This window comes from Kineococcus gurbantunggutensis (genome assembly GCF_050871925.1).
Taxonomy (GTDB): Bacteria; Actinomycetota; Actinomycetes; order Actinomycetales; family Kineococcaceae; genus Kineococcus.
Map to the genome: position 1 here is coordinate 1 of NZ_JBJLSG010000099.1, position 18,218 is coordinate 18,218.

At 76.8% G+C, this 18,218-nt stretch carries 15 protein-coding genes, 1 pseudogene and 3 riboswitches; of the genes and pseudogenes, 8 read left to right on the plus strand and 8 right to left on the minus strand.

Annotation, left to right across the window (positions count from 1 at the left end; genetic code table 11):
- Positions 1–65 precede the first annotated feature (65 nt).
- Both ACRYR7_RS16985 and ACRYR7_RS16990 read right to left on the minus strand, forming a co-directional pair.
- A complete protein-coding gene (locus ACRYR7_RS16985) occupies positions 66–437 on the minus strand; it encodes a fluoride efflux transporter FluC (protein WP_432573292.1) in 372 nt (123 codons plus the stop codon).
- Complete coding sequence (locus ACRYR7_RS16990; protein ID WP_432573293.1) at positions 434–916, minus strand: fluoride efflux transporter FluC; 483 nt, start codon at positions 914–916, stop codon at positions 434–436. The genes ACRYR7_RS16985 and ACRYR7_RS16990 overlap by 4 nt, the downstream gene beginning before the upstream one ends.
- 91 nt (positions 917–1,007) lie before the next feature.
- On the opposite strand from ACRYR7_RS16990, the gene ACRYR7_RS16995 reads away from it, so the two are divergent.
- Together ACRYR7_RS16995 and ACRYR7_RS17000 are read left to right on the plus strand one after the other, a co-directional pair.
- A complete protein-coding gene (locus tag ACRYR7_RS16995) occupies positions 1,008–1,883 on the plus strand; it encodes a methylenetetrahydrofolate reductase (protein ID WP_432573294.1) in 876 nt (291 codons plus the stop codon).
- A gap of 73 nt (positions 1,884–1,956) precedes the next feature.
- Entirely contained in the window at positions 1,957–2,250 is a 294-nt protein-coding gene (locus ACRYR7_RS17000; protein ID WP_432573295.1) for a putative quinol monooxygenase, read from the plus strand.
- A 60-nt stretch (positions 2,251–2,310) separates the two neighbouring features.
- On the opposite strand, the gene metE is transcribed toward ACRYR7_RS17000, so the two are convergent.
- The 4 genes from metE to ACRYR7_RS17020 all read right to left on the minus strand — a co-directional run bounded on the left by metE (position 2,311) and on the right by ACRYR7_RS17020 (position 7,218).
- On the minus strand, positions 2,311–4,716 hold the full coding sequence (gene metE / locus ACRYR7_RS17005; RefSeq protein ID WP_432573296.1) for a 5-methyltetrahydropteroyltriglutamate--homocysteine S-methyltransferase: 2,406 nt from the start codon (positions 4,714–4,716) through the stop codon (positions 2,311–2,313).
- The gene (locus ACRYR7_RS17010; protein ID WP_432573297.1) at positions 4,713–5,720 is read right to left on the minus strand and encodes a methylenetetrahydrofolate reductase; all 1,008 of its coding nucleotides are present in this window, start codon (positions 5,718–5,720) and stop codon (positions 4,713–4,715) included. The genes metE and ACRYR7_RS17010 overlap by 4 nt, the downstream gene beginning before the upstream one ends.
- Before the next feature lie 112 nt (positions 5,721–5,832).
- Positions 5,833–5,926: riboswitch (SAM riboswitch) on the minus strand.
- An 18-nt stretch (positions 5,927–5,944) separates the two neighbouring features.
- Positions 5,945–6,271 carry a ferredoxin gene (gene fdxA / locus ACRYR7_RS17015; RefSeq protein WP_432573298.1) on the minus strand — a complete coding sequence of 109 codons (327 nt, stop codon included), beginning with the start codon at positions 6,269–6,271 and terminating at the stop codon, positions 5,945–5,947.
- Complete coding sequence (locus ACRYR7_RS17020; RefSeq protein WP_432573299.1) at positions 6,268–7,218, minus strand: sulfite exporter TauE/SafE family protein; 951 nt, start codon at positions 7,216–7,218, stop codon at positions 6,268–6,270. Before ACRYR7_RS17020 ends, fdxA begins: the two co-directional genes overlap by 4 nt.
- Positions 7,219–7,251: 33 nt before the next feature.
- Positions 7,252–7,367: riboswitch (SAM riboswitch) on the minus strand.
- A gap of 317 nt (positions 7,368–7,684) precedes the next feature.
- Here ACRYR7_RS17020 and ACRYR7_RS17025 point away from each other — a divergent pair.
- From ACRYR7_RS17025 to cobA, 5 genes and pseudogenes are all read left to right on the plus strand, one after another.
- A complete protein-coding gene (locus ACRYR7_RS17025; RefSeq protein ID WP_432573300.1) occupies positions 7,685–9,427 on the plus strand; it encodes a nitrite/sulfite reductase in 1,743 nt (580 codons plus the stop codon).
- Positions 9,424–10,188 carry a phosphoadenylyl-sulfate reductase gene (locus tag ACRYR7_RS17030; protein ID WP_432573301.1) on the plus strand — a complete coding sequence of 255 codons (765 nt, stop codon included), beginning with the start codon at positions 9,424–9,426 and terminating at the stop codon, positions 10,186–10,188. The genes ACRYR7_RS17025 and ACRYR7_RS17030 overlap by 4 nt, the downstream gene beginning before the upstream one ends.
- Positions 10,189–10,208: 20 nt before the next feature.
- Positions 10,209–11,147: a sulfate adenylyltransferase subunit CysD gene (cysD, locus tag ACRYR7_RS17035; RefSeq protein WP_432573306.1), complete on the plus strand. Its 939-nt coding sequence runs from the start codon at positions 10,209–10,211 to the stop codon at positions 11,145–11,147.
- Positions 11,147–12,676: pseudogene (locus ACRYR7_RS17040) on the plus strand (sulfate adenylyltransferase subunit 1); the annotation flags it as partial. The gene cysD and the pseudogene ACRYR7_RS17040, both read left to right, overlap by 1 nt.
- A 167-nt stretch (positions 12,677–12,843) precedes the next feature.
- Positions 12,844–14,094, plus strand: coding sequence for a uroporphyrinogen-III C-methyltransferase (gene cobA, locus ACRYR7_RS17045; RefSeq protein WP_432573302.1), 1,251 nt, complete (start codon positions 12,844–12,846; stop codon positions 14,092–14,094).
- On the opposite strand, the gene ACRYR7_RS17050 is transcribed toward cobA, so the two are convergent.
- Together ACRYR7_RS17050 and ACRYR7_RS17055 are read right to left on the minus strand one after the other, a co-directional pair.
- The gene (locus tag ACRYR7_RS17050) at positions 14,072–14,215 is read right to left on the minus strand and encodes a hypothetical protein (protein ID WP_432573303.1); all 144 of its coding nucleotides are present in this window, start codon (positions 14,213–14,215) and stop codon (positions 14,072–14,074) included. The genes cobA and ACRYR7_RS17050 overlap by 23 nt on opposite strands.
- A gap of 150 nt (positions 14,216–14,365) precedes the next feature.
- On the minus strand, positions 14,366–15,274 hold the full coding sequence (locus ACRYR7_RS17055; protein ID WP_432573304.1) for a sulfurtransferase: 909 nt from the start codon (positions 15,272–15,274) through the stop codon (positions 14,366–14,368).
- Positions 15,275–15,540: 266 nt separating this feature from the next.
- Positions 15,541–15,634, minus strand: a riboswitch (SAM riboswitch).
- A 211-nt stretch (positions 15,635–15,845) separates the two neighbouring features.
- On the opposite strand from ACRYR7_RS17055, the gene ACRYR7_RS17060 reads away from it, so the two are divergent.
- Positions 15,846–18,179 carry an immune inhibitor A domain-containing protein gene (locus tag ACRYR7_RS17060; RefSeq protein ID WP_432573305.1) on the plus strand — a complete coding sequence of 778 codons (2,334 nt, stop codon included), beginning with the start codon at positions 15,846–15,848 and terminating at the stop codon, positions 18,177–18,179.
- Positions 18,180–18,218: the final 39 nt, after the last annotated feature.

The window sequence follows — 18,218 nt, forward strand, 5'->3', positions numbered from 1 at the left end:
CCCCCATAACGTTTTTTCCCCCGCGCGGGCGGGCGGCGGCGGGCGCGGGGGGCGGGCCGGGCGCCTCACCCCAGCGCGCCGGTGGCGGCCAGGCCGAGCGCGGCGGCGCCGGTGGTGGCCGCGACGGTGGCCGCCGCGTGCGCGGCCGCCGCGGCCGGCCGGCCCCGCCGCAGCAGCCCCACCGTCTCGAAGCAGGCGGTGCTGAACGTGGTGTAGCTGCCGCAGAACCCGGTGCCGACCACGGTGCGCAGCGAGCCGGGCGCCCCGTGGGCGACCACGAGGCCGGTGAGCAGCCCCAGCAGCAGGCTGCCGGTGACGTTGACGACGAGGACCGCGCCGGTGGGCCGCTGCGGCCAGCGGCGCTTGAGCGCCCCGTCCACGCCGTGGCGGGCCAGCGCCCCGGCGGCGGCGGCGAGGGCGAACGCCAGGGCCGTCACGCGCCCTCCCCCGCGCCCCCGCCGTGCGGGTCCCCCGCGTCCCGCGGGGCGCCGGGGGGCACCAGCCGGGCGGCGAGCGCGACGCCGGCCCCGCACAGCGCCACCCCGGCCACCACGGACACCAGCGGGTACGCCAGCGCCAGGACGGGCGCCCCGTCGCGGGCGAGCAGGTCGGTCTCCACCGCCAGCGCGCTGTACGTGGTGAAGCTGCCGATCAGCCCGGTGCCCACCCCCAGCCGCACCAGGCGGCGCCGGCCGGTGTCGGGCCCGCGCCGGGCCAGCCCCTCCAGCAGCAGGCCCAGGGCGAGGCAGCCGAGCAGGTTCACGACGGTGGTGGCCACCGGCCACCCGCGCGGCGGGGTGCTCAGCCACTGCGCGGTGCCGTGCCGGGCGGCCGCGCCGGCGACCGCGCCGGCGGCCACGACCGCCCGCGCGCCGGCGCGGCCGGGGACCGGGGCGCGGGCGGGAGCGGTCTGCACGAGCGGCAGGGTACGGGGCGCCGGCGGGTACCCTCGCAGCGTCCGGCCGGGGTCCCCGGCGAGGTGGGTGGGCACTGGCGGGAGCGGTCTCGTGGCGCAGCAGGACACCGGTCCCGGGACGCGCCGCAGCGCCGGCGCGGCGCTGCGCGCGGCGCTGGAGGGCGCCGGGTACGAGGTGCTGCCGTTCACCGGCACCGCCGAGGCGGTCCTGGCGCACGTGCCGCGCAGCGTCCCGCTCACCGTGACGGCCTCGCCGTCCCGGGGGACGGAGGCGACGCTGCGGCTCACCGAGCGGCTGAGCGCGGAGGGCTACCGCGTCGCCCCGCACCTGTCCGCGCGGATGCTGCGCGACGCGGCGGAGCTGCGCGAGGTGGTGCAGCGGCTGCGCGCGGCCGGGACCACCTCGGTGTTCGTCGTCGGCGGCGACGCGAAGGAGGCCGGGGAGTTCCCCGACGCGAGCGCGCTGCTGCGGGCGCTGCAGGAGGTCGGCCACCCCTTCACGGACGTCGGCGTCGCCGGGTACCCCGAGGGGCACGCGTCCCTGAGCGCCGCGGCCCTGGAGCGCTCCCTGGCCGAGAAGGCGCCGATGGCGCACCACGTCGTCACGCAGGTCTGCTTCGACGCCGCCGCGATCGCCGCGTGGGCGCGCGAGGTGGCCGCGCTGGGCGTGCACCTGCCGGTGCGGGTGGGCGTGCCCGGCGCGGTGGGCCGCGAGAAGCTGCTGCGCATCAGCGCCGGCATCGGGGTCGGCGAGTCGGCGCGGTTCCTGCGCAAGCAGCCGGGGCTGCTGCGGCGGTTCTTCACCCCGCGCGGCTACGACCCGGGCCCGGTGCTCGACGGCCTGGCCGGCGAGCTCGGCGCGTCGGGGCACCACCTGGCCGGCCTGCACGTGTTCACCTTCAACGACCTGGAGCGCACCGAGGCCTGGCGGCAGCGGGCGCTGCGCCGGCTCGAGCGGTACCGCTGAGGTCCGCCGCCCCGGGTGGCGGCGGGTGCGGGCAGCGGCGATGCTCGGCTCCCCCGACCACCACGGAGGCCCCGTGTTCGCCATCGCCGTCCGCTTCGATCTGCCCGACGAGGAGTCGGCCGCCGCGTTCGACGACCTCGTCGCCCGCACGCTGCCCGGGATCCTCGCCGAGGAGCCGGGCACGCTCACCTACGTCCCGCACCGCGTGGAGGGCGAGCCGCTGGCCCGGCTGTTCTACGAGGAGTACGCCGACCGCGACGCGCACGCCGCGCACGAGGCCCGGCCCGCGACGGCGCGGTTCCTGCAGCGGGTGGGTGAGCTGGTGACGTCGGTGCGCGCGGAGATGCTCACCCCGCTGGCGGGCTGAGGACCCGCCCGGCGCCCCGGTGGCCGGCCCGCACCGCGCGGGTGCGGGCCGGCCCGGGGGTCAGCTCGCCGGGACGGGCGCGGCGGCGAGCTCGGCGCGCACCGCCTCGGCGGCCGCGACGAGGTTGCGCAGCGCCGGCACCGTCTCGGCGTACCCGCGGGTCTTCAGCCCGCAGTCGGGGTTCACCCACACCTGCCGGGCCGGCACGGAGGACACCGCCAGGCGCAGCAGCTCGGCGACCTCCTCCCGGCCGGGGACGCGCGGGGAGTGGATGTCGTACACGCCCGGGCCGATGCCGCGCGCGAAACCGGCGCGGGCGATGTCGGGCAGGACCTCCATGCGCGAGCGGGCCGCCTCGATGCTCGTCACGTCCGCGTCGAGGCGGTCGATGGCGTCGATGACCTCGCCGAACTCCGAGTAGCACAGGTGGGTGTGCACCTGCGTGGCGTCGGCGGCGCCGGCGGTGGCCAGGCGGAACGCGGCCACCGACCAGTCCAGGTACGCCGGCTGGTCCGCGCGGCGCAGCGGCAGCAGCTCGCGCAGCGCCGGCTCGTCCACCTGCACCACGCCGATGCCGGCGGCCTCCAGGTCGGCGACCTCGTCGCGCAGGGCGAGCGCGACCTGCCGCGCGGTCTCCCCCAGCGGCTGGTCGTCGCGCACGAACGACCACGCCAGGATCGTCACCGGCCCGGTGAGCATCCCCTTGACCGGCCGGGTGGTGCGGGAGGCGGCGTGCGCGCTCCACGGCACGGTGATCGGCGCGGGGCGGGTCACGTCGCCCCACAGGACCGGCGGGCGCACGCAGCGCGAGCCGTAGGACTGCACCCAGCCGTTGCGGGTGACGGCGAAGCCGTCGAGGTTCTCGGCGAAGTACTGCACCATGTCGTTGCGCTCGGGCTCGCCGTGGACGAGGACGTCCAGGCCCAGCTCCTCCTGCAGCGCGACGACGCGGTCGATCTCGGCGCGCAGGAAACCCTCGTAGGCGTCCTGGTCGAGGCGGCCGGCCGCGCGGGCGGCGCGGGCGGAGCGGATCTCCGCGGTCTGCGGGAACGAGCCGATCGTCGTGGTGGGCAGCGGCGGCAGCGGCAGCGCCTCCTCCTGCGCCGCGCGGCGCACCGCGTAGTCGCTGCGCCGCAGCGCCTCCGGGCCCAGGGCGGCGAGCCGCTCGCGGACCTGCGGGCGCACCACGCCGGGGGCGGCGAGGCGGTCGGCGCGCGCGGCGGAGCTCGCCGCGATCGTGCCGGCGCCCTCGCCGGGGGTGCGCAGCGCCTCGCCCAGCAGGACGACCTCGGTGACCTTCTGGTCGGCGAAGGCCAGCCAGCCCCTCAGGCGCGCGTCCAGGTCCGGCTCGTCGGCGACGTCGTGCGGCACGTGCAGCAGGGAGGTGGAGCTGGAGGGCACGACGGTGGCGGCCGCCGGCTGCAGCTCCTGCAGGGTCCGCAGGGCCGGGGCGAGGTCGGCGCGCCACACGTTGCGCCCGTCGACGACGCCGGCCACGACGGTCTTGCCCGCCAGGCCCGCCAGGGCGGCCGGCGCCGGGGCGGCACCGCGCACCAGGTCCAGGGCCAGGCCGTCCACGGCGGTGGAGGCCAGCGGCTCCAGCAGCCCGCCCAGGTCGCCGTAGGGGGCGGCCACCAGCAGGCGCGGCCGGCCCGGGGCACCGGCCAGGGTCCCGTAGGCGGTGCGCACCAGGTCCGCGAGCCCGTCCACGCCCGCGGTGGCGGAGTCGCTCACCAGGGCCGGCTCGTCCAGCTGCACCCACGCCGCTCCCGCGGCCGCGTACGCGGCGAGCAGGTCCAGGTAGGCGGGCAGCAGGTCGGCCAGCCGCTGGACCGGCGCGAAACCGGCGGGGCTGCCGTCGGCCGGCTTGGACAGCAGCAGGAACGTCACCGGGCCGACGACGACCGGGCGGGTGAGGAAGCCGTCGGCCAGCGCCTCGGAGAACTCCCGCACGCCGCGGTCGTCGGCGAAGCGGAAGGCGGTGTCCGGGCCGACCTCGGGGACGAGGTAGTGGTAGTTCGTGTCGAACCACTTCGTCATCTCCAGCGGCGCGTCGGTGCCGCGGCCGCGGGCGATCGTCGACAGGCCCGCCAGGTCGACCCGGCCGTCGGCGCCGACGACGTCGGCGAAGCGCGGGGGCACCGCGCCCAGGGCGGTCGCCGCGTCCAGGACGTGGTCGTAGGCGGAGAACGCCGAGGGGATGGAGGCGTCGTGGGCGTGCAGGCCCAGGTCGTTCAGGCGGCGCAGGGTGCGCCCGCGGACGGCGGCCAGCGCCCGCTCGGTGGCGGCGACGTCGGCGCGACCGGCCCACAGGGCCTCCAGCGCCTTCTTCGTCTCCCGGCGCGGGCCGATGCGCGGGTAGCCCAGGACGGTGGCGGACCAGGCCGGGACGGCGGCCGGGTCGGCCCCCGCGGGGCCGGTCGCGGGCAGGTGCCGGTGCGGGACGGGACGGGGTTCGGTGCTCATCGGGATCCTCCTGCCGCCAGGGCGGCGTGGTGGGGAACCGCGGATGCCTGCGGCCGTCCGGCCGAGCTCGGGACCGTCGGGGTCCCGGCGCCGAGGTGGGCTCCCTCGAGCAGGTCCAGCGCCGCGGGCGCCGAGTTGAACGTGTAGAGGTGCAGGCCGGGCGCGCCGGCGTGCAGCAGGTCGCGGGCCAGGGCCCGCCCGTAGCGGGTGCCGGCGCGCTCGCGCGCGGCGTCGCCGTGCTCGGCGGCGGACTCCAGCAGCGCCAGCAGCGAGCGGGGCACGGGCACGCCGGTCAGCTGCTCCAGGCGCAGCAGGCGCGCCGGGTCGGTGGTGGGGATGATCCCCGGCAGCAGGGGCAGGGTGATGCCCGCCGCGCGGGCGGTGGCCGTGAAGGCGGCGTACTCGCGCGCCGAGTAGCACACCTGGGTGATCGCGAACGAGGCCCCGGCGTCCTGCTTGGCGCGCAGGGCCTGCAGGTCCCCGGCGCGCCGGGAGGAGGGGAACGCCGCCACCGCGACCGTCAGGGGGGTGCCGTCCCCGCCCGCGGCACCCCCCCGGCCGCCGGCGCGCAGGCGGTGGCGCCGGTCGGCCACCCGCAGCAGCTCCACCAGGTCGCACGCGCGGCGCACCGCGTCGGCCGGCGCCCGCCAGTCCGCGGACCCGGCGGGCGGGTCGCCGCGCAGCGCCAGCACGTCGCGCACCCCGGCGGCGAAGAACTCCTCGGCCAGCTCAACGACCCCGCGGCGGGTGGAACCCACGCACGTCAGGTGGGCCACCGCCGCGGCGCGGGTCTCCCGGCGCAGGTGCGCCAGCAGCTCGCAGCCCGCGGTGCGGGTGGTGCCGGCCGCGCCGTGGGTGACGGAGAAGAAGTCCGGGCCGGTCGCGGCCAGGCGCTCGACGGTGCCGTGCAGGGCGTCGCGCGCGGCCGGGCTGCGCGGCGGGAAGAGCTCGAAGCTCAGCGTCGGCCGTCCCGCGGCGCCGGCCACCAGGGGCCCGACGCTCACGGCCGGGCCCCCGGGCGGCGGCCCGCGCTCGCGGCGCTCACTGCGCTCGCCGTGCTCACCGCGTTCGCCGCGCGGACCCGGGGGCGGTGGGGGGTGGTGCTGGACATCGTCGACTCCATCGACCTGGCGTTAGCACCCGCGCCCGCGCCGGCGGGGGGTTGCTGCGGCGTCGTCGAGCCAGGGCTCTCGGCCGCTCTGGATGGGGTGGCGGTGCGGGTGGTGCGCTAGCGGCCCTCGCCCTGCGGGGGCAGCGCGCTGACCACCGCGTGGTCGGCCTCGATCAGGCCCGTCTTGGCCGCACCGCCGGGCGAGCCGACGGTGTCGAAGAACTCCACGTTGGCCGCGGTGAACGCCGACCACTGCTCGGGCACGTCGTCCTCGTAGTAGATGGCCTCCACCGGGCACACCGGCTCGCAGGCCCCGCAGTCCACGCACTCGTCGGGGTGGATGTACAGCGAGCGCTTGCCCTCGTAGATGCAGTCGACGGGGCACTCCTCGATGCACGCCTTGTCCTTGACGTCCACGCAGGGCTGGGCGATGACGTACGTCACGGGGCGGTGCTCCTCTCGTTCTCCTCGCCGGCGCCGGCCACGGCGCGCTCACCGGCGGGCTCGCCGGCGGGGCCGGGGACGACGACGCGGCGGCGGTGCCGGCGCACCGAGTGGGCCACGGCCACGGCCCCGAGGGCCAGGACGAGCGCGTACACCGCCCAGCGCACCGGGTCGGCGGCGTCGACCGCGTCGCTGCGCAGCAGCGTGCGCGCGTTGGTCAGGACGATGACCGCGCCCACGGCGGTGCCGAGCACGTGCGGGGGCAGGTGGCGCACCAGCCAGGCGGCGACGGGGGCGGCGACCAGGCCGCCGGCCAGCAGCGCCAGCACCCAGGACCACGCGATGCCCTGCGAGCCCAGGCCCACCAGGAACCCGGTGCTGGCGGCGACCGCGACGAGGAACTCGCTGGTGTCGATCGAGCCGACCACCTTGCGCGGTTCCAGCCGGCCCGAGGCCAGCAGCGCGGGGGTGCCCACGGGGCCCCAGCCGCCGCCGCCGGTGGCGTCGACGAACCCGGCGAACAGGCCCAGCGGCGCCAGGAAGCGCCGGCGCAGCGGGCGGTGCAGGGAGCGCTCGTCGAAGCGCACCACCGCCGAGCGCAGCAGCACGTACACGCCCAGCACGAGCAGCAGGACGCTGATCACCGGCGCCGCCACGTCCGTGGGCAGCGAGGAGAGCACCGTCGCGCCGGCGAAGGCGCCCACCGCGCCCGGCACGCCCACGCGCACCACGACGCGCCAGTCGACGTTGCCGAAGCGCCAGTGCGCGGTGCCGGAGGCCAGCGTGGTGCCGATCTCGGCAAGGTGGACGGTCGCCGAGGCCGCCGCCGGGTTGGCCCCGATGAGCAGCAGCAGGCTGGTGGAGGTGACCCCGTAGGCCATCCCCAGGGAGCCGTCGACGAGCTGGGCCAGCAGCCCGACGACGGCGAGCAGAACGATCTTGTGCACGAGAGGTCCGTCCCGATGCCCGTGGACCCGCAGGGTCCGCGCTTGCCGATCGCCGGGTGGCGAACGACCAGGTCCTCACCCGGAGCACCCCGCCGCAGATGGAGGGTTGCCGACCAGCGAGCCGGGGCTTGACGCTGGTACTCGTGACCGCTCCCGACGTTAAGGGGGAGCACGCCGCCGGGTCAACACGTCCGCGCGAACACCACCCCGGCCGCCGGCCGCGGCGCCCGGGTGCGCGGTCCGGGGGCGGGTCCGGGAACGGGTCCGGGGGATCGTGTTGGAGCAGGCCCCGGCGTGCCCTACCGTGGTCGCGTGGTCCAGCCCTCTGCCGTGCGCCTCGTCTCGCGCCGGTACGTCGACCTGATGAGGGTGCAGAGCGCCTACTGCTGCCGCTGCGCACCCGCCCCCCGCCGCACCAGCTGAGGGTCCTCCTCGCGAGGAGAACCCCTCTCCCCCGTGAGGTCCCATGACACCCGACGCCGCGCCCACCCCCACCGAGCAGGCCGCCCGGCCGGCCGCCGACGCGCCCCGGCGCGTCCCGCGGCCCGCCCGCGCCGGCGGCAACGGCCAGTGGCTCGTGGACGGCACGACGCCGCTGAACCACAACGAGGAGTTCAAGGCGGCCGACGGCGGCCTGAACGTCCGCGAGCGGATCGAGCAGGTGTACTCCAAGGGGGGTTTCTCCTCCATCGACCCGGACGACCTCAACGGCCGCTTCCGCTGGTGGGGCCTGTACACGCAGCGCCGCCCCGGCATCGACGGCGGGCGCACCGCGCAGCTGTCGGCGCAGGAGCTGTCCGACGAGTTCTTCATGCTGCGCGTGCGCATCGACGGCGGCGCCCTGACCACCGAGCAGCTGCGGGTCGTGGCGGAGGTGTCCACCCTGTACGGGCGCGACAGCGCCGACATCACCGACCGGCAGAACGTGCAGCTGCACTGGGTGCGCGTGGAGGACGTCCCGGAGATCTGGCGGCGCCTGGAGGCCGTGGGCCTGCAGACCACCGAGGCCTGCGGCGACACCCCCCGCGTGGTGCTCGGCAGCCCCGTGGCCGGCATCGCCCGCGACGAGGTCCTCGACCCCACGCCGGTGATCGAGGAGATCGTCGAGCGGTTCATCGGCGACCCGGAGCTGGCGAACCTGCCGCGCAAGTTCAAGACCGCGGTCACCGGCCACCCCAGCCAGGACGTCGTCCACGAGATCAACGACATCTCCCTGCTGGGCGTGGTGCACCCCGAGCTGGGCCCGGGCTACGACGTGTGGGTCGGCGGCGGGCTGTCCACCAGCGCGCACCTGGCGCAGCGGCTCGGGGCGTTCGTGGCGCCCGAGGACGCCGCGGAGGTCTGGTACGGGGTCGTGCGGATCTTCCGGGACTACGGCTACCGCCGGCTGCGCAACAAGGCCCGCCTGAAGTACCTGGTGGCCGACTGGGGCGCCGAGCGGTTCCGGCGGGTGCTGGAGGAGGAGTACCTGGGCCGGGCCCTGCCCGACGGCCCGCCGCCGCCGGCGCCGTCCGGGCGCGGGGACCACGTGGGCGTGCACGAGCAGAAGGACGGGCGCCTGTACGTGGGCCTGGCCCCCACCGTCGGGCGGGTGAGCGGCACGCTGCTGCGCGCGCTCGCCGACGCCGCCGAGGCGGCCGGCTCGCGCCGGGTGCGGCTGACCCCGCACCAGAAGGTCGTGGTGCTCGACGTCGACCCGCAGCGCGTGCAGGACCTGCTGGCGCGCGCGGAGGAGCTGGGCCTGACGGCGACCCCCTCGCCGTTCCGGCGCAACACCATCGCCTGCACCGGCCTGGAGTACTGCAAGCTGGCGATCGTCGAGACGAAGGCGACGTCGGCGCGGGCGGTCGACGAGCTGGAGCGCCGCCTGGCCGGCGTCGAGATCGACACCCCCATCACCCTGCACGTCAACGGCTGCCCGAACTCCTGCGCGCGGATCCAGACCGCCGACATCGGCCTGAAGGGCCAGCTCGTGCAGGACGAGCACGGCGAGCAGGTCCCCGGCTTCCAGGTGCACCTCGGCGGCGGGCTGGCCTCCGCCGACCGCGCCGAACCCGGCCTGGGCCGCACCGTGCGCGGGCTGAAGGTCACCGCCGACGGCCTGCCCGACTACGTCGAGCGCGTCGTGCGGCGCTACCTCGACACCCGCGAGCCGCGCGAGACGTTCGCGGCGTGGGCCCACCGCAGCGACGAGGAGGCTCTGCGATGAGCGAGACCACCACCACCGCCACCACCACCGCCACCACCGCGCCCGCCACCGCGACCCCGCTCGGGCGCACCCGCTCCGCGCGGGAGCTGCGGGCGCTGGCCGAGGAGGGGGCGCGGCGCCTGGAGGGCGCCGGCGCCGAGGAGGTCGCCGCGTGGGCGGCCGCCACGTTCCCCGGCACCCTCGCCGTGGCGTGCAGCATGGCCGACGCGGTCCTGCCGCACCTGGTCGCCCGGTGCGCGCCCGGCGTGGACGTGCTGTTCCTGGACACCGGCTACCACTTCGCCGAGACCCGCGGCACCCGCGACGAGGTCGCCGCGACGATGCCGGTGCGGGTCGTCGACGTGCTGCCGCTGCGCACCGTGGCCGAGCAGGACGCCGAGCTCGGCCCCCGCCTGCACGAGCGCGACCCCGCGGCCTGCTGCCGGCTGCGCAAGGTCGAGCCCCTGGCCGCGGCGCTGGGCGGGTACGAGGCCTGGGTGACCGGGGTGCGCCGGGAGGAGGCGCCCACCCGCGCCGGGACCCCGCTGGTGCAGTTCGACGAGCGGCACGGGCTGGTCAAGCTCAACCCGCTGGCGGCGTGGACGTTCGACGAGCTCGTCGACTACGCCACCGAGCACGCCGTCCCGGTGAACCCGCTGCTCACCAGCGGCTACCCCTCGATCGGCTGCGCCCCGTGCACCCGCCCGGTCGCCCCGGGCCAGGACCCGCGCTCGGGCCGCTGGGCCGGCACCGCCAAGACCGAGTGCGGGATCCACCTGTGAGCGCGCCGACCACCACCGCCGTGCCGCACGCGCGCGACGCGGCCGGTGCGCCCGGGCCCACCGCCGTCGACGACCTGCGGGCGCTGGAGGCCGAGTCCGTCCACATCGTCCGCGAGGTCGCCGCCGAGTTCGAGAACCCCGTGCTGCTGTTCTCCGGCGGCAAGGACTCCATCGTGCTGCTGCGCCTGGCGGAGAAGGCGTTCCGCCCCTCCCCCCTGCCGTTCCCCGTCCTGCACGTGGACACCGGCCACAACTTCGACGAGGTGATCGAGTTCCGCGACCGGCGCGTGCGCGAGGGCGGCCTGCGCCTGGTCGTCGCCTCGGTGCAGGCCAGCATCGACGCCGGCCGCGTGCGCGAGGAGGGCGGCCCCGGTTCCTCGCGCAACCGGCTGCAGACCCGCACGCTGCTCGACGCCCTGGCCGAGGGCGGTTTCGACGCCGCGTTCGGCGGCGCGCGCCGCGACGAGGAGCGCGCCCGCGCCAAGGAGCGCGTGTTCAGCGTGCGCGACGCCGCCGGGCAGTGGGACCCGCGCCACCAGCGGCCCGAGCCGTGGTCGCTGTACAACGGGCGCATCCACCGCGGCGAGCAGGTCCGGGCGTTCCCGCTGAGCAACTGGACCGAGCTGGACGTGTGGCGCTACATCGCGCTGGAGGGGCTGGAGCTGCCCGGCATCTACTTCGCGCACGAGCGCGACGTCGTCGAGCGCGACGGGATGCTGCTGGCGGTCACCGACCTCACGCCGGCGCGGCCCGGGGAGCGCGTGCAGCGCCTGCGGGTGCGCTACCGCACCGTCGGGGACCTCACCGTCACCGGCGCGGTGCGCTCGGAGGCCACCGACGTCGAGGCGGTCATCGCCGAGATCAGCACCGCCACCGTCTCCGAGCGCGGGGCCACCCGCGCCGACGACCGCACCTCCTCCGCCGCCATGGAGGACCGCAAGCGCGAGGGGTACTTCTGATGCGGGAACTGCTGCGGATGTCCACCGCGGGCTCGGTGGACGACGGCAAGTCCACCCTCATCGGGCGGCTGCTGCTGGACACCGGCAGCCTGCCCACCGACCACCTCGCCGCCGTGGAGGGCCCCGAGGGCCCGGACCTGGCGGCGCTGTCGGACGGCCTGCGCGCCGAGCGCGAGCAGGGCATCACCATCGACGTGGCGTACCGGTTCTTCTCCACCGCCAGGCGCAACTACGTCCTGGCCGACACCCCCGGGCACGAGCGGTACACCCGCAACATGGTGACCGGGACCTCCAACGCCCACCTGGCCATGCTGCTGGTGGACGTGCGCGCCGGGGTGCTGGACCAGACCCGCCGGCACGCGCGCATCGCCACGATGCTGGGCGTGCCGCACCTGGTGGCGGCGGTGAACAAGATGGACCTCGTCGAGTTCGACCGGCGCCGCTTCTCCGCCGTGCGCGCGGAGCTGCAGGAGGTCGCCGACCGCCTCGGGGTGCGGATGCTCGTCGTGCCGGTCGCCGCCAAGCAGGGCGACAACGTCGCGCGCCGCTCGGCGGCCACGCCCTGGTACGACGGGCCCACGCTGCTGGAGCACCTGGACTCCGTGGAGGTCCTGCCGCCGGACTTCGGGGTGGGCCGGCTGCGCCTGCCGGTGCAGTGGGTCTCGCGCCCCGTCGCCGGCCGGCGCCGCAGCTACACGGGCCGGATGGCCGCCGGCACGCTGCGCGCCGGCGACGAGGTCGTGGTGCTGCCCTCCGGGGCGCGCACCCGCGTCAGCGCCCTGGACGCGCTGGACCCCGAGCGCGAGGTGGCCGTGCCGCCGCTGTCGGTGGCGGTGGAGCTGGCCGACGAGCTCGACGTCGGCCGCGGCGACGTGCTGGTGGCGCCCGGCGCGGAGCCGGTGGTCACCCGCGAGCTGCGCGCGCAGCTGTGCTGGATGCACGCCGAGCCCCTCGTCCCCGGGCGCCGGCTGCTGCTGAAGCACACCACCCGCACCGTGCGCGCGGAGGTCACCGCGCTGCACGACCGGATGGACCCGCGCACCCTGGCGGAGCTGCCCGCCCCCGAGGCGCTGCAGCTCAACGACATCGGCGCGGTGACGCTGCGCACGTCCGTCGACCTCGTCGTGGAGCCGTACACCCGCAACCGCGACATGGGCGCGTTCGTCCTGGTCGACGAGCACAGCCACGACACCGTCGCCGCCGGCGTGGTGCGCGAGGCCGCCGACCGGCGCGCGGCCGCCCGCGAGCGCACCGGCGAGGGGTGGGTGCCCTCCGGCGCCGAGCGCCCGCACCTGGGCGCGGCGCTGTGGCTGGTGCCCGCCCCGGGCGCCCCGGAGCCCGCCGAGGTGGCCCGGGCGGCGGAGGCCGCGCTGCTGGCGGCCGGGCGCCCGGCGTACGCGGTGCGCGAGGAGAACCTGCGCTCCGGGCTCGGCGCCGACCTGGCCGGCTCGGCCCCCGAGCGGGCCGAGGCGCTGCGCCGCACCGCCCACGTGGCGCGGCTGTTCGCCGACGCCGGCGTGGTGGCGCTGCTGGCCGCCGACGACGCGGCCGCCGCGGGCACCGCCGCGGCGGTGGTGGCGCGGGCCGGTCTGCGCGGCGAGGTGCTGACCCTCACCGCCGGCGAGGACGTCGCCACCGCCGCCGGGCGCGTCCTGGGCGCGCTGGGCACCGCGACCGGGACCACCGGGACCGCGTGATGCACCCGCTGCACCTGGACCTGCGCGGGCGGCGGGTGCTCGTCGCCGGCGGCGGGCCCGGTGCCGCCGGGTGCGCGCGCCGCCTGGCCGAGGCCGGGGCCGACGTCCTCGTCGTCGCCGAGGCGCTGTGCGAGGAGCTGCGCGAGCTGCGCGCCGCCGGCCGGGTGCGGGTGCGGCGCGGCAGCGCCGGGCCGGCGGACCTGCAGGACGCCTGGCTGGTGCACGCCGCCACCGGCGACGCGCGCGAGGACGAGGCCCTGGCCGTCCTCGCCGAGCAGCGGCGCGTGTGGTGCGTGCGCCCGGGCGACGCGGCGGCCGGCACCGCGGTGGAACCCGCCGTGGTGCGCCGCGACGACGTCGTGGTCTCCGTGACCGCGGGTGGCACCGGCGCCGGCAGCAGCGCCGGTACCGGAACCGGCCTGGACGCCGAGCGCGCCCGGGTCCTGGCGGGCGCGCTGGGGCACCGGCTGGACTCCGGCGAGCTGCCGCTGCGCCGGCGGCGGCCGCACCCGGGCCGGGTGGTCCTGGTGGGCGGCGGGCCCGGCGAGCCGGAGCTGCTGACCCTGCGCGGGCGCCGGCGCCTGGCCGAGGCCGACGTGGTGGTCGTGGACCGCCTGGCCCCCACCGGGGTGCTCACCGAACTGGACCCGGACGTCGAGGTCGTCGACGTCGGCAAGGCGGCGGGGAACCACCCGGTGCCGCAGGAGGAGATCAACCGCGTCCTGGTCGAGGCGGCCCTGGCCGGGCGCACCGTGGTGCGCCTGAAGGGCGGGGACCCCTACGTCCTGGGCCGCGGCGGCGAGGAGGTCCTGGCCTGCCGCGAGGCCGGCGTGGAGGTGGAGGTGGTGCCCGGCGTCACCAGCGCGTTCGCGGTGCCTGCCGCCGCCGGCATCCCCGTCACCCACCGCGGCGCGGCGCGCTGCGTCACGGTGCTGTCCGGGCACGAGGACCTCGCCGGTGACGACCTGGAGGCGCTGGCGCGCCTGGACGGCACCCTCGTCGTCCTCATGGGCGTCTCGGCGCTGGAGCGGCTCAGCGCCGCGCTGGTGGCCGCCGGCCGCGACCCGGGCACCCCGGTGGCGGTCGTCGAGGACGGCTGGTCGCCGCGGCAGCGCACCACCACCGCGCCCCTGGGCGAGATCGCGGCGGTGGCCCGGGCCGCGGGGGTGCGCCCCCCGGCCGTCGTCGTGGTCGGCGAGGTCATCGAGGCGCTGGGCGCGCGGGGCGTCAGCGCCGCCGCAGGCGCCTGAGCAGCCGGCGCGCGAACCGCAGCGCCGCCGGGCCGCGCGAGCCGGCGGGTCCCCGCGGCGCGCGCGGGCGGACCTCCAGGACGTCCAGCACGTCGAACGCGTGCTCGTCGGGGCTGGCCACGGGCACCTCCTCGTGTCACCGGTCCCCCGCGCGGGGTCCTCGGCACCTCGGGCACTTCGGGCACCTCGGCACCGCAGGACCCCCGGGAGGACGCTGCCGGGGACGCGCGCGGGGGCCGCGGCACCGGCCGCGGCCCCCGCGCGCGGGACGTCAGCGGGTGCCCGGCTCCGTGCCGACGACGATGGGCGCGCGCACCGCGTTGCCCCACTCGGTCCAGGAGCCGTCGTAGTTGCGCACGTTCTCCAGGCCCAGCAGGTGCGTCAGCACGAACCAGGTGTGGCTGGAGCGCTCGCCGATGCGGCAGTAGGTGATCGTCTCCGTGGTCGGCGTCAGGCCGGCGCCGCCGAAGTAGATCTCCTCCAGCGCCGCGCGGTCCTTGAACGTGCCGTCCTCGTCGGCCGCCTTGGCCCACGGCACGCTGGCCGCGCCGGCGATGTGCCCGCCGCGCAGCGTGCCCTCCTGCGGGTAGTCGGGCATGTGGGTGCGCTCGCCGCTGTACTCCGGCGCCGAGCGCACGTCCACCAGGCCGCCGCGGTGCTCGCGCACGTCGGGGGCGAAGGCGCGCACGCGGCTGTCGTCGCGCTCGACCACCGGGTACTCGGTGCGCTCGCGCGCCGGCTCCTCGGTGGTCAGCTCGCGGCCCTCGGCCACCCACTTGGCGCGCCCGCCGTCGAGCAGGCGCACGTCCTCGTGGCCGAACAGCGTGAACACCCACAGGGCGTACGCGGCCCACCAGTTGCTCTTGTCGCCGTACAGCACGACCGTGTCCTCGCGGCGGATGCCCTTGCGCGAGAGCAGGTCGGCGAACCCGGCGCCGTCGACGTAGTCGCGGGTGACCGGGTCGTTGAGCTCGGTGTGCCAGTCGACCTTCACCGAGCCGGGGATGTGGCCGGTGTCCCACAGCAGGACGTCCTCGTCGCTCTCCACGACGACCAGGCCCTCGCGGCCGAGGTTCTCCGCGAGCCAGGCCGTGCTCACCAGCTTCTCGGGGTGGGCGTACTCGGCGAACTTCGCGTCGGTGGTGTCGGCGGGCGCCGCGGCGGACGTGCTCGTGGACATGCGGGTTCTCTCCAGGTGCGTGCGTGAGGGGTGCCCGGCGCGGGGACGGCCGGGGTTTCGGGCGGGGAGGGTGCGCCAGACGGGCCCCGGTCGGGGGCTCGGCGGGTGCACCGGCGGGCGGGGCGCGCCCCGGGTCCGCGGGGCGCGCCCCGCGGTCGGGAACGGGTTCCGCGGGTCGTCAGCGACAGGCGGCGGAACCGCAGCGGCACAGGTCGACGTGCCGGCGCGAGTGCAGCTCGGTGGTGCGGTCCTGCGTCATGCCGTGCCCTCCATCGGTCCTGGCGGAAGCACCCACGCCCTGCGGGAGGGGGGTTGCTGCGGCGTCGTCGAGCCAGGTCTCTCGGCCGCTCTCGATGGTCGTGGGGACACCGTGCCCGGCGCAGGGGCGCCGTGTCAACCGGCTCACCCGCGCGGCGGCCGGGCTCGTTCGGCGGGGCACTCTGTTAACTCCCTGTTGCGTGTCTTGACGAACCATGTGGGTGACATAAAGTCGAACCCGGCCGCCCGACACCGTCGCCGGAGACCCTCCGGCACGCGGGCGCCAGCCCCCTCGATCCCAGGAGCACGTGCGTTGAGAAGAACCCTCTGCGCCGTCGTGGGCGCCGCGCTCGTCGCGGCCACCCCGGCGGTCGCCTCCGCAGCACCCCCCGCAGCACCCAGCACCGCTCCCCCGGCGGCGGCGCCCGCCCCCGCGGCCCCGGCGGGCACCGGTTCGGGGGCCGCCCCCGGGACCGAGGCGCCCGGCCGCGCCCACGACCTGCCCAACCCGCTCGCCGACAAGCAGCGCGCCCTGCGCCAGGCCGGCCTGGAGAAGGTCCTGCGCGGGAAGGCCACCGCGCGCGGGGACGGGAAGGTCGTCGAGGTCGCCAAGGGGCAGTTCGTCGAGCTCGCCCGCGAGGACACCGACCAGATCTTCACCGTGCTCGGCGAGTTCAGCGACCTGCCGCACAACCGCATCCCCGCGCCGGACCGCTCGGTGGACAACACCACCATCTGGACGAAGGACTTCTCCCGGCCGTACTACGAGGACCTGCTCTTCTCGCAGGCCGAGGGCGACGTGTCGATGGCCAACTACTACGACGAGGTCTCCTCCGGCCGCTACACCGTCGAGGGCGCCGTCACCGACTGGGTGCGCCTGCCCGGCACGGGCGCCTCCTACGGCGACAACGCCCTGGGCGACCGGGCGGCGTGGACGTTCGTCAACGACTCCCTCAACGGCTGGTACGCCCAGCAGGTCGCCGCCGGCAGGTCGGCCGCGCAGATCGACCAGGAGCTCTCCCGCTTCGACCAGTGGGACCGCTACGACTTCGACGGCGACGGCGACTTCGACGAGCCCGACGGCTACATCGACCACTTCCAGGCCGTGCACGCCGGCGAGGGCGAGGAGGTCGGCGGCGGCACCCTGGGCCAGGCCGCGATCTGGTCGCACCGCTGGTACAACCAGAGCACCCGCGTCGGCGCCGGCGGCCCCTCCGTGGGCGGCACGACCAACCCGCTCGGCGGCACCCGCATCGGGGGGTCGAAGTACTGGGTGGGCGACTACACCGTCGAGCCGGAGAACGGCGGCGTCGGCGTCTTCGCCCACGAGTTCGGCCACGACCTGGGCCTGCCCGACCTGTACGACACCTCCGGCAACTCCGGCGGCGCGGAGAACTCCACCGCGTTCTGGTCGCTGATGTCCTCCGGCTCCTACGGCAGCAGCGGCCGCCCCGAGGACGGGATCGGCACCGAGCCCATGCACATGGGCGCCTGGGAGAAGCTGCAGCTGGGCTGGCTGAACCACGAGACCGTCGCGCCCGGCGCCAAGGTGAGCACCAAGCTCGGCCCGGCGGAGGCGAACACCAAGCAGGCCCAGGCGCTCGTGGTGAACCTGCCCGACAAGAAGGTCACCACCACGATCGGCACCCCGTTCGAGGGCGCGGACTTCTGGTACTCCGGCGCCGGCGACGACCTGGACAACACCATGCTCGCGCCGCTGCCCGCCGGGGCGAGCACGCTGCGCGCCAAGGTGAAGTACCAGATCGAGCAGGACTGGGACTACGCCTACGCCGTCTACACCACCGACGGCGGCAGGACCTTCACGCCGCTGGCGACGAACCGCTCCACCACCACCGACCCCAACGGCCAGAACTTCGGCCAGGGCGTCACCGGCACCACCGGTGGCCAGTGGGTGGACCTGAGCGCCTCCCTGGCGGGCGTGCCCGCCGGGGCGCTGGTCGGCTTCCGCTACTGGACCGACGGCGCGGCCACGGAGCCGGGCCTGCAGGTGGACGCCGTCTCCTTCGGCTCCACCCCGGTGACGAGCTGGACGCTGAAGGGCTTCACCTCGACCACGGGCAGCACCACGCGCTCGTACTTCAACGCCTACATCGCCGAGTACCGCCAGTACCGCGGCTACGACGCCAGCCTGGCCACCGGCCCGTACAACTACGGCGACCGCTCCCGCCCGGACTGGGCCGAGCGCTACGCGTACCAGGACGGCCTGCTGGTGACCTACTGGAACTCCCAGTACGCCGACAACAACGTCGGCGCGCACCCCGGCGGCGGGCTCGTCCTGCCCGTCGACGCCCACCCGGGCCTGCTGTACGAGCCCACCGACGACGAGGGCACCGACCGCGGCAACGGCGAGAGCTGGCGCCCGCGGGTGCAGTCGTACGACTCCACCTTCGGGCGGCAGGCCACCGACCGCATCACCCTGCACGACCCGGACACCGGCAGGGCCGGCACCTACGGCGGCCTGCCCGCCGTGCCGGTCTTCGACGACACCAAGGACTGGTACGTCGCGCCGGGCGAGCAGCCCGACGCCGACGGCTGGTCCGGCGTCGAGGTGCCGAAGACCGGCACGAGGATCACGGTCGTGAGCACCAGCGCTCAGGACTCGTTCATGCAGGTGCGCGTCGGCTGAGCCGACCGGACCCGCAGCGGAGGCCCACCGGCGCGCGCC

What these genes read in the sequence shown, in the direction of transcription:
- ACRYR7_RS17025 (WP_432573300.1), top strand. Translation starts at nt 7,685, where the DNA reads ATGACACCCGACGCCGCGCCCACCCCCACCGAGCAGGCCGCCCGGCCG.
- ACRYR7_RS17055 (WP_432573304.1), bottom strand. Translation starts at nt 15,274, where the DNA reads ATGTCCACGAGCACGTCCGCCGCGGCGCCCGCCGACACCACCGACGCG.
- metE (WP_432573296.1), bottom strand. Translation starts at nt 4,716, where the DNA reads ATGAGCACCGAACCCCGTCCCGTCCCGCACCGGCACCTGCCCGCGACC.
- ACRYR7_RS17030 (WP_432573301.1), top strand. Translation starts at nt 9,424, where the DNA reads ATGAGCGAGACCACCACCACCGCCACCACCACCGCCACCACCGCGCCC.
- cobA (WP_432573302.1), top strand. Translation starts at nt 12,844, where the DNA reads ATGCACCCGCTGCACCTGGACCTGCGCGGGCGGCGGGTGCTCGTCGCC.